This window comes from Dactylosporangium sp. McL0621, assembly GCF_049995355.1.
Lineage (GTDB): Bacteria > Actinomycetota > Actinomycetes > Mycobacteriales > Micromonosporaceae > Dactylosporangium.
In genome coordinates this window covers 2,058,504-2,085,318 of the sequence record NZ_CP188259.1, presented here as the reverse complement: position 1 = coordinate 2,085,318, position 26,815 = coordinate 2,058,504, and the positions used below count along the sequence as shown (strand labels likewise).

General features: G+C 72.9%; 21 protein-coding genes. 6 read left to right on the top strand and 15 right to left on the bottom strand.

Annotated elements, in window-relative coordinates; all coding sequences use genetic code 11:
- Nucleotides 1–57: 57 nt before the first annotated feature.
- From ACPPVO_RS09585 to gltB, 7 genes are all read right to left on the bottom strand, one after another.
- Nucleotides 58–1,185 (bottom strand): mechanosensitive ion channel family protein, encoded by a 1,128-nt coding sequence (locus ACPPVO_RS09585; protein ID WP_426510864.1) that lies wholly within the window; start codon nucleotides 1,183–1,185, stop codon nucleotides 58–60.
- 78 nt (nucleotides 1,186–1,263) lie between these two features.
- Complete coding sequence (locus tag ACPPVO_RS09580) at nucleotides 1,264–2,349, bottom strand: S8 family serine peptidase (RefSeq protein ID WP_426510863.1); 1,086 nt, start codon at nucleotides 2,347–2,349, stop codon at nucleotides 1,264–1,266.
- Nucleotides 2,346–3,524 (bottom strand): hypothetical protein, encoded by a 1,179-nt coding sequence (locus ACPPVO_RS09575; RefSeq protein ID WP_426510862.1) that lies wholly within the window; start codon nucleotides 3,522–3,524, stop codon nucleotides 2,346–2,348. Before ACPPVO_RS09575 ends, ACPPVO_RS09580 begins: the two co-directional genes overlap by 4 nt.
- Nucleotides 3,524–3,952, bottom strand: a complete 429-nt coding sequence (locus ACPPVO_RS09570; protein WP_426510861.1) for a hypothetical protein — start codon at nucleotides 3,950–3,952, stop codon at nucleotides 3,524–3,526. Before ACPPVO_RS09570 ends, ACPPVO_RS09575 begins: the two co-directional genes overlap by 1 nt.
- Before the next feature lie 66 nt (nucleotides 3,953–4,018).
- Nucleotides 4,019–4,795: a neutral zinc metallopeptidase gene (locus ACPPVO_RS09565; protein ID WP_426510860.1), complete on the bottom strand. Its 777-nt coding sequence runs from the start codon at nucleotides 4,793–4,795 to the stop codon at nucleotides 4,019–4,021.
- Nucleotides 4,796–4,851: 56 nt separating this feature from the next.
- Nucleotides 4,852–6,327 carry a glutamate synthase subunit beta gene (locus ACPPVO_RS09560; RefSeq protein WP_426510859.1) on the bottom strand — a complete coding sequence of 492 codons (1,476 nt, stop codon included), beginning with the start codon at nucleotides 6,325–6,327 and terminating at the stop codon, nucleotides 4,852–4,854.
- Nucleotides 6,320–10,861 carry a glutamate synthase large subunit gene (gene gltB, locus ACPPVO_RS09555; RefSeq protein WP_426510858.1) on the bottom strand — a complete coding sequence of 1,514 codons (4,542 nt, stop codon included), beginning with the start codon at nucleotides 10,859–10,861 and terminating at the stop codon, nucleotides 6,320–6,322. Before gltB ends, ACPPVO_RS09560 begins: the two co-directional genes overlap by 8 nt.
- 433 nt (nucleotides 10,862–11,294) lie before the next feature.
- On the opposite strand from gltB, the gene ACPPVO_RS09550 reads away from it, so the two are divergent.
- The 3 genes from ACPPVO_RS09550 (at nucleotide 11,295) to ACPPVO_RS09540 (ending at nucleotide 14,248) form a co-directional block, all read left to right on the top strand.
- Nucleotides 11,295–12,551, top strand: coding sequence for an Ig-like domain-containing protein (locus ACPPVO_RS09550; RefSeq protein WP_426510857.1), 1,257 nt, complete (start codon nucleotides 11,295–11,297; stop codon nucleotides 12,549–12,551).
- Nucleotides 12,552–12,649: 98 nt separating this feature from the next.
- A complete protein-coding gene (locus ACPPVO_RS09545; RefSeq protein WP_426510856.1) occupies nucleotides 12,650–13,399 on the top strand; it encodes a CPBP family intramembrane glutamic endopeptidase in 750 nt (249 codons plus the stop codon).
- 33 nt (nucleotides 13,400–13,432) lie between these two features.
- Nucleotides 13,433–14,248: a hypothetical protein gene (locus ACPPVO_RS09540; protein WP_426510855.1), complete on the top strand. Its 816-nt coding sequence runs from the start codon at nucleotides 13,433–13,435 to the stop codon at nucleotides 14,246–14,248.
- Nucleotides 14,249–14,277: 29 nt separating this feature from the next.
- Here the strand turns inward: ACPPVO_RS09540 and ACPPVO_RS09535 are convergent, their stop codons facing one another.
- Entirely contained in the window at nucleotides 14,278–15,597 is a 1,320-nt protein-coding gene (locus tag ACPPVO_RS09535) for a hypothetical protein (protein WP_426510854.1), read from the bottom strand.
- 108 nt (nucleotides 15,598–15,705) lie between these two features.
- Between ACPPVO_RS09535 and ACPPVO_RS09530 the strand changes: the two genes are divergently transcribed.
- Entirely contained in the window at nucleotides 15,706–16,044 is a 339-nt protein-coding gene (locus tag ACPPVO_RS09530) for a PadR family transcriptional regulator (RefSeq protein ID WP_426510853.1), read from the top strand.
- 11 nt (nucleotides 16,045–16,055) lie between these two features.
- Here ACPPVO_RS09530 and ACPPVO_RS09525 read toward each other — a convergent pair whose 3' ends face one another.
- The 7 genes from ACPPVO_RS09525 to ACPPVO_RS09495 form a co-directional block, all read right to left on the bottom strand.
- A complete protein-coding gene (locus ACPPVO_RS09525; RefSeq protein ID WP_426510852.1) occupies nucleotides 16,056–16,751 on the bottom strand; it encodes a permease prefix domain 1-containing protein in 696 nt (231 codons plus the stop codon).
- Between the two features lie 164 nt (nucleotides 16,752–16,915).
- Complete coding sequence (locus ACPPVO_RS09520; protein ID WP_426510851.1) at nucleotides 16,916–19,024, bottom strand: ATP-binding cassette domain-containing protein; 2,109 nt, start codon at nucleotides 19,022–19,024, stop codon at nucleotides 16,916–16,918.
- A gap of 32 nt (nucleotides 19,025–19,056) precedes the next feature.
- Nucleotides 19,057–20,649: a thiol reductant ABC exporter subunit CydD gene (cydD, locus tag ACPPVO_RS09515; protein ID WP_426514590.1), complete on the bottom strand. Its 1,593-nt coding sequence runs from the start codon at nucleotides 20,647–20,649 to the stop codon at nucleotides 19,057–19,059.
- A gap of 58 nt (nucleotides 20,650–20,707) precedes the next feature.
- Nucleotides 20,708–21,652: a cytochrome d ubiquinol oxidase subunit II gene (locus ACPPVO_RS09510; RefSeq protein WP_426510850.1), complete on the bottom strand. Its 945-nt coding sequence runs from the start codon at nucleotides 21,650–21,652 to the stop codon at nucleotides 20,708–20,710.
- Complete coding sequence (locus tag ACPPVO_RS09505) at nucleotides 21,649–22,914, bottom strand: cytochrome ubiquinol oxidase subunit I (protein WP_426510849.1); 1,266 nt, start codon at nucleotides 22,912–22,914, stop codon at nucleotides 21,649–21,651. Before ACPPVO_RS09505 ends, ACPPVO_RS09510 begins: the two co-directional genes overlap by 4 nt.
- An 89-nt stretch (nucleotides 22,915–23,003) precedes the next feature.
- Nucleotides 23,004–23,525 carry an ACT domain-containing protein gene (locus ACPPVO_RS09500; protein WP_426510848.1) on the bottom strand — a complete coding sequence of 174 codons (522 nt, stop codon included), beginning with the start codon at nucleotides 23,523–23,525 and terminating at the stop codon, nucleotides 23,004–23,006.
- Nucleotides 23,525–24,295 (bottom strand): amino acid-binding protein, encoded by a 771-nt coding sequence (locus ACPPVO_RS09495; RefSeq protein ID WP_426510847.1) that lies wholly within the window; start codon nucleotides 24,293–24,295, stop codon nucleotides 23,525–23,527. The genes ACPPVO_RS09500 and ACPPVO_RS09495 overlap by 1 nt, the downstream gene beginning before the upstream one ends.
- Before the next feature lie 210 nt (nucleotides 24,296–24,505).
- Between ACPPVO_RS09495 and ACPPVO_RS09490 the strand changes: the two genes are divergently transcribed.
- Nucleotides 24,506–25,528, top strand: a complete 1,023-nt coding sequence (locus ACPPVO_RS09490; protein ID WP_426510846.1) for a phosphotransferase family protein — start codon at nucleotides 24,506–24,508, stop codon at nucleotides 25,526–25,528.
- Entirely contained in the window at nucleotides 25,528–26,787 is a 1,260-nt protein-coding gene (locus tag ACPPVO_RS09485; protein WP_426510845.1) for an acyl-CoA dehydrogenase family protein, read from the top strand. The genes ACPPVO_RS09490 and ACPPVO_RS09485 overlap by 1 nt, the downstream gene beginning before the upstream one ends.
- Nucleotides 26,788–26,815 lie beyond the last annotated feature (28 nt).

The following is a 26,815-nucleotide window of genomic DNA, read 5'->3' as shown; positions in this document are numbered from 1 at the left end:
GAGACGCCGTCCACCCGCGCGTTCCCTGCTCCTGGCCCCCCGTCCACCCTTTCGGGGCTACTGCTCCCGCCCCGTGAACGCCTCCGCGCGGGCCCGCCCGTCGACGCTGTGGCTGAACACACGGGAGTCACCGTCCGTGGTGAGCGTCTGCCCGGTGAGCGTCGCGTGGATCGGCATCGCGGAGGTCATCTCGGTACGGAACCTCGGCAGCGCGGTCGGATGCGTGTCGCGCAGCCAGGTCACGAGGTGCTCGCGCACGAAACAGCGCAGGTCCCACAGCTTGGGCGCGTCGACGGCGCTCACGAGCGCACGCAGCTGCATGGCCGTGCCCGTGGCCTCGACGACCTGCAGTACCGACACCCGCCCGTCCCACAGGTCCGTGGACTCCAGGGCGCGCCGGAGCTCCTCACGCATCTCCGGTACCGGCAGCCACCAGTCGACATCGAACAACACCGCCCCCAGCAGAGCCGAGTCCGTCCGGGTCCAGTTCTCGAAGGGCTTCTCGGTGAAGTACGACGTCGGCAGGATGAGCCGCCGGTCGTCCCACACGTGCACGACCACGTACGACAGCGTGATCTCCTGAACCCGCCCCCATTCGTTCTCGACGATGATGACGTCGCCGAGCCGCACCGCGTCGGAGAACGCGAGCTGCAGCCCCGCGAACAGGTTGCGCAGCACGCTCTGCGCCGCCAGACCGGCGATGATGCCCGCGAACCCGGCACTGGCCAGCACCGACGTGCCGACGAGCCGCGCCTGGGGAAACGTCATGAGCATCACGGCGCCCGCGAGTACCGCCACCACGGCAACCGTCACGCGCCGGATGAGGATCACCTGCGTGTGCACGCGCCGCGCCGTACGGTTGTCGGGCACATCGGTGCGGAACCGCGCCAGCGCCGCGTCCTCGGCCACCACGAGCAGCGACGCGAGGAGCCACGCGGCGGCCCCGATCACGACCAGCTGATCGACGTGCAGAAAAGCGTGCCGCCAAGAGACCTCATTGGCCGTGGCGCGCACCGCGAAGTACACCGCACACAGCACGACGACCCACTGCGTAGGCCGATACGCACGCTGAGCAAGCTCCGTGAGCAACGAGGGCTGCCCCCCGACGCGCAGAATCAGCCTGTGCACAATCTGCACCAACAGCAGCGCGAGCAGCGCAGCGGCGAGCGCAATCCCGAGCGGCATGAGCGTGTCATAGACGGTATCCCGCATTCTGCGCGCCTTACCCGCGAAGGGTGATCGCCACACCAAAGCGAGAGGTGACTAACGCCGCGCCACAGCCCGCCGCCCGATCACGAAGACGCCGATCAACACGACGACAACGCCGACCCCCAGCCCAAACCCCCACTTCACACCCGCACCAGCCGATCGGGCCGGCGCGGACGACACCGCCGCGGAGGGCGGAACCGGCGCAACGTCGGCAGTGAGCGCGGCGACGGGATTCACAATGCCGAACCCGTACTCCTCATCGCGGCCGGGCTTCCCCTTGTCGGTAGCGGTAGCCGTGATGCGATGAACCACTTCGGCCCCCGAGAGACTCGGATACTTGGCCCGAACCAGCGCAACGACCCCGGCAACAATCGCGGTGGCGTCGCTCGTGCCCATCGATACGGTGTAGTCACCGGACAGCCCGGTCGAGATGATTTCGACAGCCGGCGCCGTGACCTGGATCTCCGGGCCCGCCACGGACATGGACGCGTGCTCCCCGTTGCGATCCGTGCCGCCGACGGCGAGGACGCCCGGCAGCTTGGCGGGGAAGGCGACAGTGGTCTGCCGGGGCGTGTTCCCCACGGCGGCGACGACAACGACGTCCGCCTTCAACGCGCGCTCGACGGCCTCTCGCACCTGCCCGTTCTCGCTGGTACCGCCGGCTACGCAGATGACCTTCGCGCCGTTGGCCACCGCCCAGTCGATGCCCTCGGCCAGAAACCCGGGCACGCCGAGCCCGTCATCGCCGCGCAGCGTCTGCAGCGGCAGGATCATCGCCTTCGGCGCGACGCCGAGCACACCACCGCCGTTCGGAAGCCCGCGCCCGGCGATGAGGCCGGCCACCGCCGTCCCGTGGCCGAACGAGTCGCTCCGCCCGTCCGAGGAGTTTCCCTCACCGAAGCCCTTCCCCGGGAGCACGGCCCCGGTGAGTTCCGTGTGCCTGGCATCGACCCCGGTGTCCATCACCGCAACGATCACGCCGTCGCCCTGGCTCAGCCGGTGGGCCTCCGCCAGACCGAGCGCGGCGACGTGCCACTCCCGTTCACGCACGTTGTCCGCGAATGCCGGTCGAGCGGTCGTCACCAGCATCAGCATCGCCGCCGCCGCGCAGACGGCCGCACGACGAACCGAGCCGGTCAACGGTCGATTCCGAGGACGCCCGGACCGGGATCGTGGGGCCGTTCGCGCGGAGCGTCGATCACGGGGCTGACGCCCTCTTCGACCGACCACAGCTCGTCGTCGTTGCCCCGCTTGGTTCGCCGGCGCTCGGCGTACTGCTCGTAGGAACGATCGCGGTAACCGCCCCCGGCCCCGCCGTTCGAGCTTCTCGCCGGCTCGCCCTGCGCGGACGTCGTGGGTCGTCCGGATGTCCGGCTACGCGGTGCCACCGGCGAGTACCCGGATCTCACGCCGCCGCCGACCGCCGGGCCGGCAGAAGTCTGTTCCCGCGGGCTGCCGGCCGGGCGGGTTCCGCCGATCACACCCCCGGGAACCATGCCGGTTGCCTGGGTCGGGCGCGAGCGATCGACCGCAGGGCTGCCACCTCCGATCACACCCGTCGGACGGCCCACCGTGGGAGGTACGGAGGTTCCGGCCGGTGGCACGGATCGGCTCGGCGCTCCCCCGGTCAGCACCAATCCGCCTCCCTCGGTCACCCACCCGGGGCTGTTTCCGACCGCGGCCGGGGAAGGAGACGGCGGATCGAATCGCGGCGCCGGCAAGAGTGCCGAAACGGCGCTCCCGCCTGAGGCCGGGCGACCGGACAACGACGCGTTGCCGCCGGAGCCGCTGTCCAGCGTGACGACCTCCGTCGACTCGCCGAAACGTGCGGCCGCCGGAATATCGGTGCTGATGTTGCCGCCCGCGCCCGTTATCTTGGCGTCGGCCCGCATCAGCACCTCGCGCGCCTGCTGATCGAGATGGGCCTGTTGCGCGCCGGCTATCGGCAGTCCCCGTCCTGGATTGGGCCCGGAGTAGGCCGCCAGCATCGGTTCGAGCTGGCGCCTCGCGTCCCGGATGGCCGCGAACGCCTCGTCGACGCCCACGCCGATGCGGCTGACGGCGGCCGCGGTGGCCGTCATGGTGTCGATCATTCCGTTGAGCTTGTCGACGAACGCCGCCCCGGCCTCGCTTCGATCCGGGGGCCAGCCCTCGACCAGGCGATCACGGTGCGCCCGCAGCAGGTCACGCTGCTGCTCGAGCGCGGTCCGCACCCGATTCAGGGTCCTGACGTGCACGAATCCTGTCTCGGGATCTTCGTCCTTCAGAATCTTCCACAGGTCCGGCAGCGTGTACTTCCGGTAGGTCTCGGCCATCAGATCGGCCTGCCCGTCTTCGGGTCGATGGCGTCGCTTTCGGCCGCCATTACCGCCCGCGCGTCGCCGACGGCGACATTGACCTGATCCACTGCCAGTGAATCGGCCGACTCGTAGGACTCCGCGATCTGATGCGCGGCCTGCGCCATCACCGCTCCGTTGAAGAGCAGGACCTCCATCAGCTCGAACAGCTCCGTGAGCCGGGCGTGATAGGTCGCCGCCGTCTGCTGGACGTCCTTGTTCACCGCCCTGGTCCCGAACACCGGCGTCTCGGAGAAGAGGTGCAAGGTCTGCACCTTCTCCGAGGACAGGTGCACGTCCAGATCGTGCTGGAAGTCCGTCCCGAAGGTGTGTACCGCCCCCGGGTCGACCTCGAAGCCCCGTTGCTCACCCACCGCGCCCTCCCCGCCACGATGCGCATCCAGCACCGTGACGTTAGCCGAGCCGCCCGACCCCCGGCGACCCCGAAGCCGCGATCCCGAAAAACGCGCAAATCAGGGAAAGAACGGCCACGTCGGCGTCGTCGCGCCCGGCAGTGGGTTGGTCCAGCCCGGGAAGGGGTTGCGCGTGCCGGGGAACGGATTCGCGGAAGGGGTCGGGGCGGGAAACGCCGGGGTGGAGGGGGACGACGAAACGGAGCCGGCCGAGGCCGCCGGCATGTCGCACGAGTCCACGCCGTGGTCGTAGCCGCCGAAGAACGAGGACTGGCGCTGCTCCGGCGAGCCGTGCGCCCCCTCCTGGAACCACGGCTCGTCCGGTGGGTCGCCGACCGAGATGAGGGCCGCCTTGAGCTCGTCCACGTCCCCGGGGTCGAGGTTGAGGTCGCCGGTGCGGATGGAGTCGCCGATCATGGCGCCCGCGAAGCAGTCCGCCTGGAGTTCCTGGTAGATCGTGTACTGGTACTGGATGCCCAGGCGCTGCTGGATGCCGTGGCCGTACTCGTGGCCCAGGAGGTAGAAGACGAACGCGTCGCCCATGTCGTTGTACACCTGCTCCGACCAGTTCCGGTCGTAGGCGATGAAGTCGCCGATCGGGCAGTACGCCGCGTTGTGCGCCGGGATCGGCTGTGTGCCGCAGGAGACCTGGCCGTCCACGACGTACGGGATGATCTTCGTGATCGGGTGGAGGCCGACGATCTTCGCGCCCCAGTAGTGCTCGGCCACGCGGATGGCGATGTTGAGGTCGGAGGCGAAGCTGCCGTCGGCGGCGGCCGTGCGGGCCGGGAACCAGCACAGGAAGGCCTGTGCCAGGACGAGTAAGGGGCGCTTCATGGCCGAGGGGGTACCCGGGAGCGGACCCCCGAAGAGGCCCGCTCCCGTTTAGCACCTCAGGCCGATAGGGCCACCGCTGACGGCGCGACCGGCGAGGGCAGCGCGCCGTCGCCGCCGAGGTACGCGTGGATCGACGCGGCGGCCGCGCGGCCCTCCGCGATCGCCCACACGATCAGCGATGCCCCGCGGTGCATGTCGCCCGCGACGAAGACGCCCGGCGCCGGGCTCTGCCACGTCTCGTCGGTGTCGATGCCGCCGCGGCGGTTGCGGGTCAGGCCGAGGCTGGCCAGCAGCGGCCCTTCCTCGGTGCCCTCGAAGCCGATCGCGAGCAGCACGAGGTCCGCGCGGTACTCCCGCTCGGTCCCCTCCACCACGCGCACCTGCCGGCGTCCGTCCACCCGGGTCACCTGTACCTCGGCGATGCGCACCGCGGTCAGGTTGCCCTCGGCGTCGCCCTCGAAGGAGGTCACGGCGACCGCGAAGGCGCGCTCGCCGCCCTCCTCGTGGGCCGGGTAGTTGCGCAGGATCCACGGCCAGGTCGGCCACGGGTCGCGGGACTCGTCGCGCTCCGCCGGCGGGGTCGGGTACTGGTCGAGCTGCAGCACCGAGGCCGCCCCCTGCCGGTGCGCGACGCCCAGGCAGTCGGCCGCGGTGTCGCCGCCGCCGATGATGATGACGTGCTTGCCCTTGGCCGTGATCGCGGGCGCGGGCTGCTTGCCGGCCACGACGCGGTTCGACTCGACGAGGTGCTCCATCGCCAGATGGATGCCGCGCAGCGTCCGGCCGGGCGTTTCGACGACGTCCCGGCCGGTGAGGGCGCCACAGGCCAGCAGCAGCGCGTCGTGCGAGGCCCGGAGCTCCTCCACGGAGACCGTGACGCCCACGTTGACCCCGGTGCGGAACTCCACGCCCTCGGCCCGGAGCTGCTCGAGGCGGCGGTCGATGTGCTCCTTCTCGAGCTTGAAGTCCGGGATGCCGTACCGCAGCAGCCCGCCCAGGGCGTCGTCGCGCTCGTAGACCACGACGTCGTGCCCGGCGCGCGCCAGCTGCTGGGCGGCGGCCAGCCCGGCCGGCCCGGAGCCGACGACGCCGACGCTCTTGCCCGAGCGCTCGGGCGCGGGGCGCGCGGTCACCCGGCCGGCCGCGACGGCGCGGTTGATGATCTCGACCTCGACCTGCTTGATCGTGACCGCCTGGCCGCCGGCGATGGACAGCACGCAGGCCGCCTCGCACGGGGCCGGGCACAGCCGCCCGGTGAACTCCGGGAAGTTGTTCGTCGCGTGCAGGGACTCGATCGCGAAGTCCCAGTCGCCGCTGCGGACCAGGTCGTTCCAGTCCGGGATGCGGTTGCCCAGCGGGCAGCCGTCGTGGCAGAAGGGGATGCCGCAGTCCATGCAGCGGCTGGCCTGCTCCCGGATCAGCTCGTCGCCGGCGGACGGGTACACCTCCCGCCAGTCCTGCAGCCGCACGGGCACCGGCCGGCGGGCCGGCAGCCGTCGCTCGTAGCGCAGGAAACCGTTCGGGTCAGGCACGTGCCACCTCCATGACAGCCGCATCCACATCGCGGCCGGCAGCCTCGGCGGCCCGCATCGCCTCCATCGCACGCTCGTAGTCGCGCGGCATGATCTCGGTGAACTGCGCCACCGCGGTGTCCCAGTCGGCCAGCAGCCGCTCGGCGACCGCGGAGCCGGTCTCGGCGTGGTGCTCGGCGACGTACGCCCGCAGCCGCTCGGGGTCGCTGACCGGCCGCAGGTCGACCAGCTCCGCGTTGACCAGGTCCCGCTCGAGGTTCCACACGTACCCCACGCCGCCGGACATGCCCGCGGCGAAGTTGCGGCCCGTGGTGCCGAGCACGACGACGGTACCGCCGGTCATGTACTCGCACCCGTGGTCGCCCACGCCCTCGACGACCGCGAGGGCGCCGGAGTTGCGCACGGCGAAGCGCTCGCCGGCCCGGCCGCGCATGAAGAGCTTGCCCCCGGTCGCGCCGTACAGCACCGTGTTGCCGCCGATCGTCTGCTCCTCGGCGACGAACGGCGCCCGCTCGTCCGGGCGCACGATCAGCCGGCCGCCGGACAGGCCCTTGCCGACGTAGTCGTTCGCCTCGCCCACCAGGCGCAGCGTGACCCCGCGGGGCACGAAGGCGCCGAAGGACTGTCCGGCCACGCCCCGCAGCGTGATCTGCACGGTGTCGTCGGGCAGGCCGGCCCCGCCGACCCGCCGCACGACCTCGCCGCCGAGCATCGCGCCGACCGAGCGGTGCTCGTTGCGCACCGCGACCTCGAGCCGGATCGTCTCGCCGGCGTCCAGCGCCGGGGACACCGCCGCGATGAGCTGGTTGTCCAGCGCCCGCTCGAGCCGGTGGTCCTGCTTGGTGGTCTGGCGCCGGGCCGCGTCGTCGGCCAGCGGCGGCACGTGCAGCAGCGGGGTCAGGTCGAGCCCGCCGGCCTTCCAGTGGTCGACCGCCGGGCGCACGTCGAGCAGCTCGGTGTGGCCGATCGCCTCGTCGAGGGTGCGGAAGCCGAGCTCGGCGAGGTAACCCCGCACCTCCTCGGCCAGGAACAGGAAGAAGTTCTCGACGAACTCCGGGGTGCCGGTGTACCGCTTGCGCAGCGCCGGGTTCTGCGTGGCGATCCCGACCGGGCAGGTGTCGAGATGGCAGACGCGCATCATGATGCAGCCGGAGACGATGAGCGGCGAGGTCGCGAAGCCGAACTCCTCGGCGCCGAGCAGGGCCGCGACCACCACGTCGCGGCCGGTCTTGAGCTGCCCGTCGACCTGCACGCTGACCCGGTCCCGCAGCCCTGACAGCAGCAGGGTCTGCTGCGTCTCGGCCAGGCCCAGCTCCCACGGCGTGCCGGCGTGCTTGAGGGAGTTCAGCGGCGACGCACCGGTACCACCGTCATGGCCGGAGATCAGGATGACGTCGGCCTTGGTCTTGGCCACGCCCGCCGCGACGGTGCCGACGCCGACCTCGGACACGAGCTTGACGTGCACGCGCGCCGACGGGTTGACGTTCTTGAGGTCGAAGACCAGCTGGGCCAGGTCCTCGATGGAGTAGATGTCGTGGTGCGGCGGCGGCGAGATCAGCCCGACGCCGGGGGTGGCGTGGCGGGTCTTGGCGATCCAGGGCCACACCTTGTTGCCCGGCAGCTGCCCGCCCTCGCCCGGCTTGGCCCCCTGCGCCATCTTGATCTGCAGGTCGTCGGCGTTGACCAGATACTCGGTGGTGACGCCGAAGCGCCCGCTGGCGATCTGCTTGACGGCCGAGCGCCGGCGCGGGTCGTGCAGCCGGTCCGCGTCCTCGCCGCCCTCGCCGGTGTTGGACCGGCCGCCGATCCGGTTCATGGCGATCGCGAGCGTCTCGTGCGCCTCGGCCGAGATGGAGCCGTACGACATGGCGCCCGTGGCGAAGCGCTTGACGATCTCCGCGACCGGCTCCACCTCCTCGATCGGCACCGCCGGGCGCACGCCCGTGCGCAGCTCGAAGAGCCCGCGCAGCGATCCCGCCTGGCCCGCCAGCTCGTCGACCTTCGCGGTGTACCGCTGGAAGACGTCGTACTGCCGCGAACGCGTCGCGTGCTGCAGGAGGAAGACCGTCTCGGGGTTGAACAGGTGCAGCTCGCCCTCGCGGCGCCACTGGTACTCGCCGCCGACCTCGAGCCGCCGGTGCGCCCGCTCGGCCTCGTTGGCCGGGTAGGCCCGGGAGTGCCGGGCGGAGATCTCCGCGTGCACCTCGGCCAGGCCGATGCCGCCGATCTTGCTCGGGGTACCGGTGAAGTAGCGCGCCACGAAGCGCGGGTCGAGCCCGACGGCCTCGAAGACCTGGGCGCCGCAGTACGACGAGACGGTCGAGATGCCCATCTTGGACATGATCTTCAGGACGCCCTTGCCGAGCGCCTTGACGTAGTTGTGGATCGCCTTGTCCGGGTCGACGCCGGGCAGCGCGCCGGTGTTGATGAGGTCCTCGACGCTCTCGAAGGCGAGGTACGGGTTGACCGCGGAGGCGCCGAAGCCGGACAGCAGCGCGACGTGGTGCACCTCGCGGCAGTCGCCGGACTCGACCACCAGCGACACCTGGGTGCGTGTCTGCTCGCGGACCAGGTGCTGGTGCACCGCGGCGGTGAGCAGCAGCGACGGGATCGGGGCCAGGTCGACGGTGGAGTCGCGGTCGGAGAGCACCAGGATGCGCACGCCGTCCTCGATGGCCTCCGAGACGCCGCGCATGATCTCGACCAGCCGGCGCTTGATCCCGGTGGCGCCGTCGCGCACCGGGTAGAGGCCGGACACCCGCACGGCCTTGAAGCCGGGCAGGTCGCCGTCGTCGTCGATGTGCAGGATCCTGGCCAGGTCGTCGTTGTCGATGACCGGGTACGGCAGCGCGATCTGCCGGCACGAGGCCGGCCCCGGCCGCAGCAGGTTGCCCTCGGGGCCGATGGTGGCCGCGACGCTGGTGACGAGCTCCTCGCGGATGGCGTCCAGCGGCGGGTTGGTGACCTGCGCGAAGAGCTGGGTGAAGTAGTCGTACATCAGCCGCGGCCGGGTCGACAGGACCGCGACCGGGGTGTCGGTGCCCATCGAGCCCAGCGGCTCGGCGCCGACCCGGGCCATGGGGCCGATGAGGATCTTGAGCTCCTCCTCGGTGTACCCGAACGTCTGCTGCCGCCGCTGCACGGAGTCGTGCGTGTACACGACGTGCTCGCGCTCCGGCAGCTGGTCGAGGTCCATCAGCCCGGCGTGCAGCCACTCCTCGTACGGCTCGGCCGTGGCCAGCTCGGCCTTGACCTCGTCGTCGGTGCGGATGCGGCCCGCGGCCGTGTCGACCAGCAGCATCTTGCCGGGGGCCGAGCGACCCTTGGCCACCACGGTGGCCGGGTCGATGTCGAGCACGCCGGCCTCGCTGGCCAGCACCACCAGGCCGTCGCTGGTCTGCCACCAGCGGCCCGGGCGCAGGCCGTTACGGTCGAGCACGGCGCCGACGACGGTGCCGTCGGTGAACGCGACCGAGGCGGGGCCGTCCCACGGCTCCATGAGGCACGCGTGGAAGCGGTAGAAGGCCCGGCGCAGCGGGTCCATCCGCGGGTCGTTCTCCCACGCCTCGGGGATCATCATCAGCACCGCGTGGGGCAGGCTCCGCCCGGCCAGGTGCAGCAGTTCGAGGACCTCGTCGAAGTTCGCCGAGTCGGACGCCTCCGGCGTGCAGATCGGGAACAGCCGGCGGATGTTGCCCGGCAGGTTCTCGCTGGCCAGCAGCGCCTCGCGGGCGGCCATCCAGTTGCGGTTGCCGCGGATCGTGTTGATCTCGCCGTTGTGGGCGATGATGCGGTACGGGTGCGACAGCTCCCAGGACGGGAACGTGTTCGTCGAGAAGCGCGAGTGCACGAGGGCGATCGCCGAGGCCACACGCTCGTCGGACAGGTCGGGGAAGAAGGACACGACCTGGTCCGGGGTGAGCATGCCCTTGTACGTGATCGTGCGGGACGACAGCGACGGCAGGTACAGGTGGATGCCGCGCTCCCGGGTCTCCCGCTCGGTCTGCTTGCGCACGCAGTAGACGACCCGGTCCAGGTCGAGGCCGCCGAGCACGGTGCCGGGCGCGCCGAGCTTCTCGGCGCTCACGAACACCTGGCGGATGCGGGGCATGGCGGTCAGCGCGGTGGCGCCGAGGTCGGCCGGGTCGACCGGCACGTCGCGCCAGCCGAGCACCTGGGCGCCCTCGACCAGCGCGTACTTCTCCAGCACCCGCTGGGCGCGCGCGGCCGCCTGGTCGTCGATGGGAAGGAAGGCGAGGCCTGTCGCGTACTGCCCGGCGGGGGGCAGTTCGAACGGCAGGACCTCGCGCAGGAACGCATCCGGGATCTGGATCATGATGCCCGCGCCGTCGCCCGTGTTGGGCTCGGCTCCGCGGGCGCCACGGTGGTCCATCCGGCGCAGCGCGGAGAGTCCCTTGAACACGACGTCGTGGGACCTACGGCCGTGGATATCGGCGACGAAGGCGACCCCGCAGGCGTCGTGCTCGAAGGACGGGTCATACAGACCCTGCTGCTGCGGTCCGGGGAAAACCATCGGGCCTCCTGACGTCATCGAGTGCGAATCGGGACAACGTCGGCCCTGGGGAGCGGTCTTGCCAGTGTACGCGAAGAGCGGGCGCAAGTTGCATGATCGGTACTCGAGTCCGTACCACATGCCGAGCGCGCCCGCCGCGTATGTTGCCAGACAACGTACCGTGCGTGCGGGCCTGAACCTACCGCGTGAGATCGTGACAAATCCCACGGGCGGCCAGGTCGGACCGCCGTTACAAAACTGTCACGCAACCTCGGACAGTCCGGAAGACGTCGAAAGAGCGGATGGCTCTCGTCATCCGTTACTTCCTACGATGATGCACGGCAAGATCGCTCGCCACCACAGGGTTCCCGCAAGTTTGAACCGGTGGCACTAACACGGGATACATCGGTTCGACAACCGGTGCATGCTCTAGCCCAACGAAGGAGGTGTGGACATGGGAGTCTCCGCACGCGCACTGGCCACGATCGCCGCTCTAACCAGCGTTGTCGTTCTCGCTGCGGGCTGCAGCAACGACGACTCGGTCAAGCCGAAATGGACCGGCGCCGACAGCAGTGCCGGCGGCCCCTCGGCTTCCGCGTCCGCCGCCGAGCTGCCCAAGGCGGCCTTCGCCGCCCCCAACGACGGAGCGAACGACGTCTCCACCGCGACCGACCTGTCCCTGCAGGCCGAACCGGGCGCCAACGCCCAGGTGACGCTGACGGACGCGTCGGGGGCCGCGGTGGCGGGCGGGCTCAGCTCCGACGGGAAGGCGTGGGTCCCCGGCACGCAGCTCAAGTACGGCACGCAGTACACCGCGACCGTGACCTCGGCCGGCGACACCGCCGGTAAGAAGGTCTCGTTCACGACCATGGCCAAGCCCGGCAAGACGGTGAACGTCTCGACCGCGGTTTCCGACAACAAGACGTACGGCGTGGGCATGCCCATCGTCGTGCGGTTCGGCTCCAGCGTTCCGCAGGACATGCGGGCGGCGGTGGAGAAGCGGCTGATCGTCACGACCACGCCGCCGCAGGTCGGCACCTGGTACTGGTTCAGCGGCGGCGAGGTCCACTACCGCCCGAAGGAGTACTGGCAGTCCGGCACGAAGATCAACGTCCGGCTCGCCGTCGGCGGCCTCCAGCTGACGAAGAACGGCTGGGGCAGCAAGGACGTCACGAGCACGTTCAACATCGGTGACAAGATCGTCATGACCACCGACGACAAGACCCACCAGATGACGGTGGAGCAGAACGGCACGGTCGTCAAGACGGTCCCGGTCAGCCTCGGCAAGGCCAAGACCCCCAGCTCCAGCGGGAACATGGTGGTCATGGACAAGAACCAGTCCGAGCTGTTCGTCGGCACCGACCCGTCCGACCCGTACCGCGAGACGGTGTACTGGACGCAGCGCATCACCAGTGGCGGCGAGTACATCCACGCCGCGGACTGGTCGGAGGGCGACCAGGGCAAGCGCAACGTCTCGCACGGCTGCACCAACGTCTCGGTGAACAACGCGAAGTACCTGTACAACCTGACCAAGATCGGCGACGTCGTGATCGTGAAGAACACGACCCGCAAGCTCGCCTGGGGCAACGGCTGGACCGACTGGGACAAGTCCTGGGACGAGTTCGTCAAGGGCAGCGCGCTCCCGCCGCCGGCCGACACGACCGCTTCGCCCTCGGCGAACCCCTCGGTCTCGGCCTCGGCGTCCGCTTAAAGGGAACAGCAACAAGGGCAGCTCCAAACTTTTGAAGGGGCCGCCGCCGAGTCCGCGAGGGCTGGCGGCGGCCCCTTCGCTGCCGGATGATGAGCGCCGTGGCCCGCTGGATCGATCCGCACTTCGGACCCGCCGGCGCGGCCGTCCTGGCCCTGCTCGCGGTCTGGTTCGTGGTGCGCATCGCCCGCTCGCCCGGCACCGTGGCCCGCCGCCGGGCCGAGATCGAGTCACGGCCCGACGGCCGGGTCCGTTTCCATCGGCGGTACATCCTGAGCTGGTGGCTGCTGGCCGCGGTGGCCCTGCTCCCGCTCCTGACCGGCCCGGGCGTGCACCCGGACGACTACGGCCTGCGGTGGCCCGGCGCGGGCGGGGCGGCCCTCGCGGCCGGCCTCTTCGCCCTCTTCATCGGCGTCGTCTGGGCCCGCGACCGGTTCCTGCGCCGCCGCCTCCCGGCCGCCCCGCCCCAGGTCGCGTTCCTGCTCCCCCGCACCGGCGTCGAGCGGCTGTGGGGCGTGGGCACCGCGTTCACGGCGGGCATCTGCGAGGAGCTGGTCTTCCGCGGCGCGTTCCTGGCCGGCGCGGTCGGCGGGCTGCACCTGAACCTGTGGGTCGCCACCGCGCTGGTGAGCCTGTTCTTCGGGCTCGGCCACCTCTACCAGGGTGTGGTCGGGGTCGCCGGTACCGCGGTCTTCGGCACGTGCGCGACGGTGCTGTACGTCCTCACCGGCAGCCTGCTCGTGCCGATCCTCGTGCACGCCGCCGTCGACCTCGGCCCCTTCGCGCTGAGCCGCTACAAGCCACCGGCCCCGGCCGACGCACCAACTGTCGGCTCGGCGTCCCCGCGATGATCCGGGGCATCGACGGGCGCTAGCCTCTCGCGCATGGCACTGGTCCGACGCACCGTCGTCCTCGGCTCCTCCAGCAACCGGGTCGTGGCCGCCGCCACGGTCGCACCGCAGAACCTGGCCGTTCCCCCGGCCGCCGCGCCGCCGGCGAACCCGGCCGACCAGGACGTCACCCAGCGCATCCCGGCGCAGCCCACGGCGGGCAGCGCGCCCGGCGAGGTGGCCGGCGCCGCGGTCACGGTCGGCCCCGACACGCCGCCGCCCGCGCCCGGCAACGAGGCCGCGGCCGTGACGACCGAGCCGGCCAGCATCGGCTCCCTGATCGCCGCGTTCCTGCTCGTCGCGGCCGGCGGGGCCGGGTCCTGGGCGCTGTACCACTTCGGCGTCAACGCCGACGAGATCCACCTGCCGGACGCGACAGCCCTGTTCGGCGTGCTGTTCGCGTTCGCCACCGCGGTCGAGCGCGTGCTCGAGCCGTTCGCCCGGTTCATGCCCGGCCAGCACGCCAAGGGCGACCTGGAGAAGGCGGTGGCGAACATGGCGAACAAGTACCACGACGCCACCCTCGACGACCTCATCCAGGTCGCGCACGCCAAGTCCATGGTGGACCGGGGCCGCGCCAACCGGGGCCTGATCTCGTGGGGCATCGCGGTCGCCCTGGCGACCGTCGCCTCCTCGTCCGGCGGCCTGTACCTGCTGCACTCCATCGCCGGCGACGGCTGGCAGGGCATCCCGGTGTGGATCGACGCCATCATCACGGGCGTGGTCGTCGGCAGCGGCACGAAGCCCCTGCACGACGTCATCAGCAAGGTGCAGAAGAACAAGGAGAAGTCCGAGGACGCTGCCGCGTAACCCTGGGGGAGCTCCGCTCCACCCGGCGGCTACAGGATCAGCAGCCCGTCGGTCTGGCCGCGGCCGGCCAGGCCGGCGAGGGCGGACCCGGCTTCGAGGTGCGGCAGGTAGGGCAGGTCCGGTGGCTGGGAGCGCAGGACCTGGGTCGCGTGGTGGGCCGGAACGATGCCGGCCGGGTACGCGCGGACGCAGCGCGGGTCGAGCAGCGAGTGCCGGGTCGCGAACGCGGCCACCGCCTCCCACTCGGCCAGCGGCGCGGTGGTCGGCAGCGTCACGCCGGGCGGCTCCGGCAGCACGTCGACGGCGGTGAACGGCTCGCTGCCGGCCAGCCACCACGAGACCGCGCGGACCGCGGAGCGCAGCGGATGCTCGCACCAGTACGGCACCAGTCCGGCCCGCACCACGTGCCACGGGTCGAACAGCCGCCCGCACTCCACGACGAGGCGGTTGCCCGTGCGGTTCCCGGACCGCAGCCACTCGCGGTACAGGTCGGCGACCGCGCCGCTGAGGACGTCGGGGTGCCGGTAGAGCACCTGACGTACCGGATGCCCGTGCGCGGCCGCGAACCGCCGCAGGTCCTCGACCAGCCCGCGGTCGACGCTGCGCTCGCCGTCGCTGTCCGCGGGCCGCTCCCCGAGCACGGCGGCGTCGCGGCGGTCGTGGTAGTCGTCGGGCAGCAGGCCCGAGGCGCGGCTGCCGAGCTGGAAGGCGTACCCGGCCGGGCCCGCCACGGTCGCCCACCGGCCCACGTCGCGGGTCACGATGATCGGCGCCCCCGGGCGCAGCCGCTCGGCGATCCAGTCGCGGTAGGCGGCGGGGAGCCGCTGCCAGCGCACCACCGAGTACGCGGCCGCCGACGCCGACCACCCCCGCCACACCGGGTCGTAGACCTGCCGCACCGCGACGTCCGGATTCGCGGCGAGGATCGCCCGGGCGCCGAGCTCGCCCGCCTCGGCCGCGGCCGTGTTGTCGGCGGCGGTACTGCCGATGCCCTGCTCCCGCACGGCGACGTCGGGCGTCGCCAGCTCGAAGCCCGCGGGCAGCCACGGCACCCCGAGCGCGGCCGCCAGGTGCAGCGCGGCGCCGTGGGGCGAGCCGATGACGAGCCCGTGGTACTGCCCGGCCGGCAGTTGCCCGGTGAGCCACCGGGCCACGGCTCCGGCGTCGACGACCGCGCCCGCGGCCCGGCCCGCCGCGCTCCCGCTGCTCCAGCGCGGCGCGGCCACCACGGGCCGGGGCACACCCCGCCGGTAGGCCAGGACCCGCCCAGATGCCATCGCCAGCGCGATCCCCAGCCCGGTCGGCCACTGCAGATCGACATCCCGCGCGGTTTCGGCCCGCCGCCTCATGCCGCCGCTCCCCCCAGAAACGTTTTCGTGCACGCGTCCTGCCCAGGGCCCGCGACCCTAAACCCCTGCCATGGCGCGGCGGGACCCCGACCCGTAGACTCACTACACATGAAGGCGGACGCGCTACGCGGGCATCTCGACGCACTCCTGCTCGCGGTGCTCGACGGCGAACCCCGCCACGGGTACGCGATCATCGAGGCCCTCCAGGAGCGCAGCGGCGGCTCGCTGAGCCTGCCGACCGGCACCGTGTACCCGGCCCTGCGCCGCCTCGAGCGCGCCGGCTACGTGGAGAGCGCCTGGTCCACGGTCGGCGGCCGCGAGCGCCGCACCTACCGCCTGACCAACGCCGGCCGCAAGGTGCTGTCCGAGGAGCGCTCGGCCTGGGCAGAGTTCACCTCGACGATCGGCGCGGTCCTCATGCCCCCGCCGGCCCCCTCGGCCTCCTAGGGGCCCTTGTCCTAAGCCGCGGCGCGGGCGTGCACCGCGAACTGCACGCAGCGCACGGAGAGCAGGCCCGCGTAGGCGAACGCGCCGAGGTTGACGGCCATCCCGAAGATCACCGGCGGCCAGGTCGCCGCGGCCGGCCACTGATAGAGACTCAGCCCGAACACGGCCGCGCCGAGCAGCGCGTGCAGGCCGAGGAAGGTCACCGCGGCGACGCCGACGACGCGGGTGTACCGCACCCCGTCGCGCAGATACCGGCTGCCCCACGAGAAGCCGAGCACCACCAGCGCGGCGACCCCGGCGGCCACGAACGACGTGTACTTGAAGTGGTCGACGAGAATCCAGTACAGGTGGGTGGCGTGTTCATCGACGCCCCAGGGGCTGTCCCACCACATGAGCGGGGCCAGGACGTTCACCAGCGGGAGGGCCAGCGCGATCCAGGTCGCGGTGCGGCGCCCCTGCTGAGCGGCGAGCTCGGCCTGGTAGGCCGGGGCGACCGCGCGCAGCGAACCGAACTCGGCGACCGCGCGCCGCTCGGCCTCCAGCTCCGACAGCCCCGAATCGGCATGGGCCGCCGCGGCGTCCTCGAGACTGTGCCGCGCCTCGGTGATCATCTCGGCGCGCGTGCGCCCCGGGCCGCGCAGGACGGAGGCGAGGCCGTCGACGTAGGCGTCGATCGGGCCGGCTGCGGGCTGCGGCACCGTCTCCACGCGCTCCAGAATTGCACAGCGCACCGCCGCAAGGCCAGAAGGCCCGGCCCGGCCGGGACCATCGTCACGCGCTGGCGCGCCCCTCCGCGGCCGTCACCACGTCATCACGCCGTCGCTGGCGTGGGGGCGGCCCGGCGTCGGATCACCACCACCGTGCACTCACGTCACGCGACGACGCGGCCGTCCGCGACCGTCACCACGTCGTCGAAGGCGGCCAGGTCGGCCCGGCGGTGCGTGACCACCACGACCGTGCGCTCCCCGGCCGCGTGCAGCGCCGTGGCGAGCACCGCGTCGGCCGCGGCCGGGTCGAGGCCCTCGGTCGGCTCGTCGAGCAGCAGTACCGGCGGCGGGTCGACCAGGGCCCGGGCCAGCAGCAGCCGCTGCCGCTGCCCACCGGAGAGCCGCCCGCCGTCCTCGCCGACGACGTCGTCGAGGCGGTCGCCGTACTCCCCCAGCCCGGCCGCGACGAGCGCGCCCCGCAGGTGCGAGTCACCGAACCCGGGCCGCCCGAGCGTCAGGTTCTCCCGCACCGTGGCGTGGAACACATGCGCGTCGGCGAACACACCCCCGGCGACCTGCCAGGGCTCGACCCCGTCCGGCCGGCCTTCGACGAACCCGTCGCGCAGCGCCACCGCGCCCGCGATCGCGGACAGCAGCGTCGACTTCCCGGCCCCGCTGGGCCCGACGACGGCGACCCGCCGCCCGGCCGGCAGCGTGAGGTCCACATCGGACAGTGCGTCGCGCGTACCGTTCGGGTAGCGCACCGACACGCCCCGCAGCCGCACCGACACCGGCCCGCGATGCGCCCGCCGCTCGACGACGACCGGCTCGGCGACGCCACCGGCGAACTCCCGCAGCACGCCGCGCACCCCGGCCCGGCCCCCGGCGGCTCCGACCGGCGGCACCACGGCACCGCCGGCCCGCGCTCGCGCGTCGATCCCGCTCACGGCCGCCCCGTCCCGCGACGCGACGGCACCATCAGCGAACTCCCGCACCCCGCCCGCGGGCGCCCCGTCCCACGACGCGACGGCACCGTCAGCGAACTCCCGCACCCCGCCCCCGGGCGCTCCGTCGCGCGGCGCCACGGCACCATCAGCGAACTCCCGCGCGTCGATCCCGCCCGCGGGCGCCCCGTCCCGCGGCACGACGGCACCGTCAGCGAACTCCCGCACCCCGCCCGCGGGCGCCCCGTCCCGCGGCGCGACGGCAGCGCCGGTGAACTCCCGGCGCCCGGTCGCGCCGGACGGCGACACGACGGCGGTGAGCTCGCGCACCCGGCGCAGCGCGCCGCGCACCTCGGTCTGGCGCGCGGCCGCCGCGGCGAGCGGCACGACCACCTCGCCGACGCTCAGCGCGACCAGCGCGAGCACCGGCGTGGCGGACCCGGACACGAGGGCTGCGATGGCCAGGGCGCTTGCCGCCGGTACCGCTGCCGCCGCTCCGGAGACCACGGCCCCGGCCGCCGCGGTGCGGGCCTCCAGCCGGGCCAGGCGCCGGCCCCGCGCGGTCGCGGTGGCGAGGGCGGCCGGCATGGCGCCGAACGCGAGCAGCTCTGCGGAGCCGTGGGCGATGTCCACAGTGGACTCGGTGACGTCGCCGCGCGCGGACGCGAGGGCCGCGCCCGGGCGGGAGAGGGCGGCGCCGAGCAGCGGCAGGAGGAGGCCGCCGACCACGAGGGCGGCGGTGAGCACGAGGGCGGCCGGGGGCGAGGCGGTCAGGAACGCGGCGACGGCGACCGCGCCCACCAGGGCCGCGGTCGCGGCCGGCAGGACGGCCCGCAGCAGCAGGTCCTGCACCGCGTCCACATCGGACACCACGCGGCTGAGCGCGTCGCCGCGCGCGGGCGTGGCGGGCCGGGACGCGAGCGCCGCGAACGCGCGGGCGCGCAGGGCGGCGAGCACGCGGAGTACGACGTCGTGGCCGGCCAGGCGCTCGGCGTACCGGATCCCGCCCTTGAGCAGGGCGAACGCGCGCACCGCGGCGATGGCGACGGCGAGCGCGGCGAGCGGCGGCCGGTCGGCCGCGCGGACGATCATCCAGGTCGCGGTGCCCACGAGCCCGATGTCGGCGGCCTCGGTGAGCACGCCCAGCAGCCCGGCGAAGGCGAGACGCAGCACCACCGCCAGCGGACCGTCGAACGCGCGACGCAGCACCACCGCCAGCGGACCGTCGAACGCGCGACGCAGCACCACCGCCAGCGGGCCACCGAAGGCGCGACGCAGCGCGACCGCCAGCGGGCCACCGGAGGCGCGACGCGGCGCAACCGACGTCACGGGACCGCCATCGGGGCGCGAGCCAAGCTGTGTCACGCGGCCACCACCGGGTGGCGCGCCTCGGTGAGCCGTCCGTCGACCGTCACCGTGCGCGTGGCGATCGACAACAGCGCCGGCCGGTGGGCCACCAGCAGCGCCGTGCGCCCCGCCGCCAGCCGGGCCGCCGAGGCGACCACCGCCGCCTCGCTCGCCGCGTCCAGGCGCGCGGTCGGCTCGTCGAAGAGCAGCAGCGTCGCGTCCCGGCGCAGCCAGGCCCGGGCCATCGCGAGGCGCTGCCGCTGGCCGCTGGACAGGCCGTGCGCGGCCAGGTCGGTGTCGTAGCCGTCGGGCAGCTCCCGCACGAACCCGTCCGCCTCGGCGGCGCGCGCGGACGCGACCACCTCGGCGAGCGTCGCGTGTTCCGAGCCGAGGCGGATGTTGTCGGCGACGGTGCCGGCGAAGAGGTGCGGCCGCTGCGGCATCCAGGCGAGCCGGGCCCGCCAGGCGGCCAGGTCGAGGGTGGCGAGGTCGGCGCCGCCGACGAGCACGCGGCCCGCGGTCGGCGCGGTGAACCCGAGCACGAGCGACAGCAGTGTGGACTTGCCGCCGCCGCTGGGGCCGACGAGGGCGACGCGGTCGCCGGGGTCGACGGTCAGGCTCGCGTCGCGCAGGGCCACGACGTCGCCGTAGCGCACCTCCACGTGCTCCAGGACCAGGGCGGCGTCCGCCGGGGGCAGCCGGGCCTCCGTCCTCGCCGGTGGAGCGTCCTGCAGTACCGCATGAACCTCCGCCGACGCCGCCAGCCCCTCCTGGCTGGCGTGGAACCTGGTGCCCAGTGCGCGCAGCGGCAGGTAGGCCTCGGGCGCGAGCAGCAGCACCGCGAGCGCGGCCCCGAGCGTGAGGCGCCCGTCGAGCAGGCGCAGGCCGACGGGCACGGCGACCAGGGCGACCGAGACGGTCGCGACGAGCTCCAGCACCAGGGCCGACAGGAACGCCAGGCGCAGCGTGCGCATCGTGGCGCGGCGGTAGCCTTCCGCGTTCTCCCGCACCCGCGCGACGTACGCCGCCTCGCGCCCGAACGCGCGCAGCGTCGCCAGGCCCCGCACGGTGTCGAGGAAGTGCCCGCCGAGCCGGCTGAGCTGCTGCCACTGGCGCTGGGTGCGGGCCCCGGTGGACTTGCCCACGAGGATGCCGAAGACCGGGATGAGCGGCAGGGTGAGGGCGACCACGACCGCCGAGGTGAAGTCGGTGAACGCCAGCCAGCCGAGGGTGGCCAGCGGCACGAACGCGGCCAGGAAGACCTGCGGCAGATAGCCGGTGAGGTACCCGTCGAGGCCGTCGACGCCGCGGCCGGCCAGGGTCGCCAGCTCCCCCGCGCGCTGACCGGCGAGCCAGCCGGGCCCGCGCCGGGCGGCCGCGTCGAGCAGCCGCTCGCGCAGGTGGGCCTTGACGTCGGCCGCGGCCCGCCCGGCGATCGCGGTCAGCGCCGCGGCGTGCAGGCCACGCAGGAGTACGGTCGCGGCCCCCACGACGAGCGCGGTGCGGTCGAGCCGCCCGTCGACGGCCGCGGCGAGCAGGGTCGCGAGGCTTACCGCCTGCGCGACCACGAGCACCGCGGCCAGCAGCGCCGAGCCCGCCAGCACCATCGCGTAGCGCCGGACCGGGCCCAGCCGCAGGAGTCTTCTGTCCACGAGTCGCGCCGCCCTACCAGTACCGAGCCGTCCGGCGCCGGAACAGCCACCAGCAGGCGGCCTGAACGGCGACGAGCACCGGGAGCAGCGGGGCCGCGCCGAGTGCGAGCAGCCGCAGCGTGTCAGCGCCGGCGGCCGCGCCGTCGACGGTCACCGTCGCGCCCGGGTCCAGCGTGGACGCTAGCACGGCCGGGAACAGCGCCGACGCGGCCGCGACGGCGGGTAGGGCGCACGCCACAGCGGTGGCCGCGAACACCGCGCCCGGGCGCCGCAGCCGGCCGGCCCCGACCACCGCCGCGACGCAGGCGATAGCGAGCACGGTGCCGGCGACCGGGTTACGGACGCCGGCGGGGGCCTCGATCCACCAGCCGGCGAGGGCCAGGGCCGCGACCGCGCCGGCGACGAGGCCGCGCGGGCGCCGGGCGCCGAGCTTCCAGTGCAGGTACGCGCCCCCGTGCGCCAGCACCAGCAGCACGTTTGCCGCGGCCGTCAGCCAGACCACCGGGTCGGCGAAGGGCGCGAGGCCGTGCACGTGGCCGTCGGCGGTGATCGGCACGCCGTGCAGCAGCACGCCGAACAGCAGCCCCCAGGCGGCGGCGAGGGTCAGCCCGGCCGCGGCGATGAGCGCGTCGAAGCCGCCCCGGCGCCGGCCCCGGCTGCGCAGCTGGACGCCGGCGTTGAGCGCGAGCAGGCCGAGCACGGCCGCGACCACGGCCGGGTAGGCGGCGGTGAACAGCTCGCCCTCCAGCCGCGGGAACGCGGCGATGAGCACCCCGGCGGCGCCGACCGCCCAGACCTCGTTGCCGAGGAACATCGGGCCGATCGCGTTGAGGGCGGCACGGCGCTCGCCGTCGCCGCGCATGGTGGGCAGCAGCATCGCGACGCCCTGGTCGAGCCCGCCGAGGACGAAGTAGGCGGCGAACAGCGCGCCGAGGATGCAGTACCAGAGGGTGCTCATGCGGCCGCCCCCAGCCGCTCGGCCGCGACGGGCTCGGGCTCGGGCTCGAATCCGAACGCGTCGTCGGGTCTGCTCGCCGCGGCCCGGGCCATCAGCCACCAGTCGACGAGGACCAGCGCGAGCACGAGCGCGGTGAAGCCGAACGTCGACCAGCGCAGCGCGCCCGCGCCCATCGGCGACACGGCGTCGGCGGTGCGCAGCAGGCCGTACACGGCCCAGGGCTGCCGCCCCTCCTCCCGCACGAACCAGCCCAGGAGCGCGGTGAGCATCGGCACCGGGATGAGCGCGGTGAGCAGCCAGGACATCGGCCGGGCCCAGCGGCGGCGGATGAGCACGTCGCGGAACGTCAGCACCTGGGCGATGAGCAGCAACAGGAACAGCAGGTTGGCGATCTGGATCATCATGCCGAGGGAGGCGCCGACGTTGTCGCTGACCATGTAGCTGCCGGGGCCGAAGCGCTGCACCATCTCGGCCTGGCGCTCGAGCGCGGTGTGGCCGCCGGCCATCTTCATCGGCTGGTTGTCGCCGATCCAGCCGAACTGGGCGTACCCGAAGCCGATGGTGAGGAAGGTCCCGATGAGCCCGACCCGGATGCCCAGGCGCAGCGAACGGCGGAACAGTTCGAAGTCGTCGGTCTTCGCGCGGCGCAGCCGCCACGCCGAGACGCCGGCCACCAGCACGCCGCCGGCGACCATCGTCGCGGCGACCGCGTGCGCGAGGGCGAACCACAGGGCGCTGTTGGTGAGCAGGGCCCCGAAGTCGGTCAGGCGGGCGGTGCCGTGCTCGTCCAGCGCGTACCCGACCGGATGCTGCAGGAACGCGTTGCTCACCAGCACCCAGAACGCCGAGAGCAGGGCGGTTGCGGCGGTAACCCAGATCAGCGCGAGGTGCAGCCGCTTGCCGAGCCGCCCCCAGCCGAAGATCCACATGCCGAGCAGCGTCGACTCGAGCACGAAGGCGATGAGCGTCTCCAGGGCGAGCGGCGCGCCGAACACGTCGCCGGTCAGCCGGGACAGCCCGCTCCAGTTGAGCCCGATCTCGAACTCCATGACGAGCCCGGTGGCGATGCCGACCGCGTAGTTGATCGCGTACAGCTGGCCCCAGAAGCGGGCCATCCGGCCGTACACCTCCTGGCCCGTGATCGTGTAGCGCGTCTGCATGACGGCGACGAGCACCACGAGCCCGAGCGTGACCATTACGAACGTGAAGTGCAGCGAGGCCGTGAGCCCGAACTGGGTTCTGGCGTACTCGAGCGCGCTCATGCGTCGTCCCCCGACATGTACCCAAGCAACATGTCGGCAGACTACACGTAGACGCGCGCCGGTAGGAGTGGCCCTTTCTCAGCCTCCGCTCAGGCCGCCGTGTGGCGGGTCGCGACGCCGACCAGCTCGACCAGGGCCTGGGCCCGGGCGTACTCGGCGGGCGTGAACACCGGCTCGGCGCGGCGGACGTAGAGCGTGCCGCCGGCCGGGTCGCTCAGCTGCATCCCGGTGGCCGTGAAGCCGCCGGAACCGGAGGACCGCCAGGAGATGTCGCAGTCGCCCAGCAGCGCGGCCAGGGCCTCCTCCAGCCCGGCGCGGCCGTCGAGGACCTTGGTGGCCAGCGCGAGGACCCGCGTCGGCTCGTCGATCAGCCCGCGCACGTCGGCCGGGGCGATCCACGGGTCCCGCCCGCGGCCGCGCTGCACCGCGTCGGCCAGGTCGGCCCGGGTGAGCTCGTCGGGCGCCTCGACCAGGAAGTCGTCCACGGCGCCGGACTCGGTGGTGTGCACCTGCACGGAGAGGATGTTGACCTTGCGAAGGGCCAGGCTTGCCGTCAGTACCGACAAGAAGCCCGGACGGTCGTCGACCGTCGCCCGGATGCGCCAGAGCATCAGGCGGCCCAGGTTTTTGTGCCGGCGGGAGCGGGGGCTCCGGTAACGGAGCGCCCCGCCTCACCCGGTTCCGCCAAACCGGGCCCCGCCAGCTTTTCCCCCAGCACAGATGCGGTTGCACCGACCAGCTGCGCCAGCCGTTCCACCTCAGAACCGTGGAACGGTGGTGCTCCCGCGTCGCCGTCCGCCCCGCCGCGGCCGACAACAAGGACCAGACCACCGCGCTGGAAAGGCGCGACAGCGAGATGAACGCCGTCAGCTGCACTCAACGCACGGGGCCGGAGTGGTGCGATGTCCACCTGTGGGGGGACATCCGGAGCTCGCCAGCTCGCGCTGACCACCGACGAGCCGGACCAGGCCTGAGTGCGCGCGCCGCCGCCCGCCCAGTCCGATCCGACCAGGATCGCCACCGCCCAGTCCGCGCCGAACAGTGCGGGCGTCGCGTCCACGACCGTCGCGAGGCCGTGATCCGGGTTCGCCGCCACCTGTCCGATCAGCGCGACCTCGCGGCCGCTGCTCGGCTCCGACAACTCGGTGCCGCGCCACACACCGTCCACGCGAACGCCTGGGATCGCCGCGAGGCCGGTGAGTACGCGATCGACCGGGGCCGAAGCCGGCCATACCACGGTGAAGTCGTCCACCGCACGGCCGCTGACGCGTTCCAGTACAACGACCGAAACGATGTCCGCGCCGACCACACCCAGCGTCCGGGCAACCTGCCCGAGTGAGCCGGGACGGTCGGGCAGCGCAACCCGCAGCCTGAGCAGCATGTGAGTCGACCTCCCGTTCGTCCTTGGCTTGAGGTGCACGCCGCCTTTGGTGTACGCCTTGCTCTCCGGTACTGCCAACAGGTTGCCGAGATCGAGTTTCCACGCCGTTTCGCCGCGGTGTCGGCGCCGGAACGTTTCCGAGGGCCCCGAGACCGACAAATCGGACCGGGCGGCTTGACAGAGAACGTGTCTCAACCATGGACTGATCGGATGACCACCCCGCCCGGTCTCGACCTGCCCCGCCTGCGGACCTACCTGGAGGCGAAGGCCCCCGGCCTGGTCGGCGCGCCGCTCACCGCCGAGCTCGTGGCCGGCGGCCGGTCCAACCTGACGTACGTCCTCAACGAGGTCTTCGTCCTGCGCCGCCCGCCGCTGGGCCACGTGCTGGCCACCGCGCACGACATGGCCCGCGAGTTCCGGGTCATCTCCGCGCTCGGCCCCACCGCCGTGCCCGTGCCCGAGGCCCTGCTGCTGTGCGAGGACGACTCGGTGCTCGGCGCTCCGTTCTACCTCATGGCCCGGGTCCCCGGGGCCGTGCTGCGCCACCGCGAGCAGACCGACCCGCTCGGCCCGGACAACCGCCGCAAGGTCGCCTTCGCGATGATGGACACCCTGGCCGAGCTGCACCTCGTCGACCCGGCCGAGGTCGGGCTGGCGGAGTTCGGGCGGCCCGAGGGCTTCCTGGAGCGCCAGGTCCGCCGCTGGAGCAAGCAGCTGGAGCACTCCCGCAGCCGCGACCTGCCCGCGGCCGACGCCCTGCGCGAGCGGCTCGCCGCCACCATCCCCGCCAGCCCGCGGCCCGCCATCGTGCACGGCGACTACCGGCTCGACAACCTCATCGTCGACCCCGACACCCTGCACGTCGCCGCGGTCCTGGACTGGGAGATGGCGACGATCGGCGACCCGCAGACGGATCTGGGGCTGCTGCTGGCGTACTGGAACGTGCTGGACCGCATCAAGACCGGCCGGAACCCGATCGCGGACGGCCTCGGCGCCGCGGCCGGGTTCCCCAGCGGCGACGAGCTGCTCGAACGCTACGCGGGGCGCGCCCCGCTCAGCGACGACCTGCACTGGTATGTCGGCCTGGCCTGCTACAAGCTGGCCGTCGTGCTCGAGGGAATCCACTACCGGTACACGCACGGCCAGACCGTCGGGGCCGGCTTCGACGAGATCGGCGATCTGGTTCCGCCCCTGCTCGAAGAGGGCATCGCAGCGATCAACGGAGAGAGCTGATGGACTTCGGATTCGACCAACGCACGGCCGAGCTGCACGAGAAGCTCACGGACTTCATGGACGAGGAGGTGTACCCCGCGGAGCCCGTCCTGGAGCGGCAGATGGCCGAGGCCGCCGACCCGTGGGCCCGCCCGCCCGTCATCGAGGACCTCAAGCGGTCCGCCCGCGAGCGCGACCTGTGGAACCTGTTCCTGCCCGACAATGACTCCGGCGCGAAGCTCGATCCAGGGGTGGGTGGTCGGGGCGGCAGCAGGGCCGGCGCGGGGCTGACGAACCTGCAGTACGCGCCGCTGGCCGAGATCACCGGCCGCAGCCCCAACCTGGCCCCGGAGGCCGTCAACTGCGCCGCCCCCGACACCGGCAACATGGAGGTGCTCGCCCAGTTCGGCTCGCCCGAGCAGCGCGACCGCTGGCTCAAGCCGCTGCTGGAGGGCCAGATCCGCTCCGCCTTCTGCATGACCGAGCCCGACGTCGCCTCGTCCGACGCCACCAACATCGCCACGCGGATCGAGCGCGACGGCGACGGCTACGTGATCAACGGCCGCAAGTGGTGGTCGTCGGGCGCGATGAACCCGAACTGCCACCTCTTCATCGTCATGGGCAAGACCGACCCGGAGGCCGAGCGGCACCGCCAGCAGAGCATGGTGTGTGTACCGCGGGACGCCCCCGGCATCACCGTCAAGCGCGGCATGCACGTCTTCGGGTACACCGACGCCGCCCACGGCGGGCACGCCGAGGTCGTCTTCGACAACGTGCGCGTCCCGGCCGACGCCCTCATCGCCGGCGAGGGCCTGGGCTTCGCGATCGCCCAGGCCCGCCTCGGCCCGGGCCGCATCCACCACTGCATGCGGCTCATCGGCATGGCCGAGCGGGCCCTCGAGCTGCTCTGCGGCCGGGTCAGCCAGCGGGTCGCCTTCGGTCGCCCGCTCGCCGAGCAGGGCGTGATCCAGGAGTGGATCGCCGAGTCGCGGGTCCGCATCGAGCAGGCCCGCCTGCTGGTGCTCAAGACCGCGTGGCTGATGGACACCGTGGGCAACAAGGGCGCCCACACCGAGATCCAGTCGATCAAGATCGCGGTGCCGTCGATGGCCGAGTGGGTCATCGACAAGGCCATCCAGGCCTACGGCGCCGCGGGCGTGAGCCAGGACACCCCACTGGCCGCCCTGTGGTCGAGCGCCCGCACGCTGCGCCTCGCCGACGGCCCCGACGAGGTCCACCGCGCGTCGCTGGCCCGGCGCGAGCTGCGCAAGTACAGCTGAAACAACGGGAAGGCCGGCGCCCCGCACG

Bases quoted from the DNA above. Each gene is read 5' to 3' on its own strand.
- ACPPVO_RS09550 (WP_426510857.1), top strand. From the start codon at position 11,295: ATGGGAGTCTCCGCACGCGCACTGGCCACGATCGCCGCTCTAACCAGC.
- ACPPVO_RS09530 (WP_426510853.1), top strand. From the start codon at position 15,706: ATGAAGGCGGACGCGCTACGCGGGCATCTCGACGCACTCCTGCTCGCG.
- gltB (WP_426510858.1), bottom strand. From the start codon at position 10,861: ATGGTTTTCCCCGGACCGCAGCAGCAGGGTCTGTATGACCCGTCCTTC.
- ACPPVO_RS09565 (WP_426510860.1), bottom strand. From the start codon at position 4,795: ATGAAGCGCCCCTTACTCGTCCTGGCACAGGCCTTCCTGTGCTGGTTC.
- cydD (WP_426514590.1), bottom strand. From the start codon at position 20,649: ATGGTGCTGGCGGGCTCGGCGCTGCTGGCCGCGGTGCTCGTGGTCGCG.
- ACPPVO_RS09510 (WP_426510850.1), bottom strand. From the start codon at position 21,652: ATGAGCACCCTCTGGTACTGCATCCTCGGCGCGCTGTTCGCCGCCTAC.
- ACPPVO_RS09495 (WP_426510847.1), bottom strand. From the start codon at position 24,295: ATGCTGCTCAGGCTGCGGGTTGCGCTGCCCGACCGTCCCGGCTCACTC.
- ACPPVO_RS09485 (WP_426510845.1), top strand. From the start codon at position 25,528: ATGGACTTCGGATTCGACCAACGCACGGCCGAGCTGCACGAGAAGCTC.
- ACPPVO_RS09585 (WP_426510864.1), bottom strand. From the start codon at position 1,185: ATGCCGCTCGGGATTGCGCTCGCCGCTGCGCTGCTCGCGCTGCTGTTG.
- ACPPVO_RS09505 (WP_426510849.1), bottom strand. From the start codon at position 22,914: ATGAGCGCGCTCGAGTACGCCAGAACCCAGTTCGGGCTCACGGCCTCG.
- ACPPVO_RS09490 (WP_426510846.1), top strand. From the start codon at position 24,506: ATGACCACCCCGCCCGGTCTCGACCTGCCCCGCCTGCGGACCTACCTG.
- ACPPVO_RS09535 (WP_426510854.1), bottom strand. From the start codon at position 15,597: ATGAGGCGGCGGGCCGAAACCGCGCGGGATGTCGATCTGCAGTGGCCG.
- ACPPVO_RS09575 (WP_426510862.1), bottom strand. From the start codon at position 3,524: ATGGCCGAGACCTACCGGAAGTACACGCTGCCGGACCTGTGGAAGATT.
- ACPPVO_RS09540 (WP_426510855.1), top strand. From the start codon at position 13,433: ATGGCACTGGTCCGACGCACCGTCGTCCTCGGCTCCTCCAGCAACCGG.
- ACPPVO_RS09500 (WP_426510848.1), bottom strand. From the start codon at position 23,525: ATGCTCTGGCGCATCCGGGCGACGGTCGACGACCGTCCGGGCTTCTTG.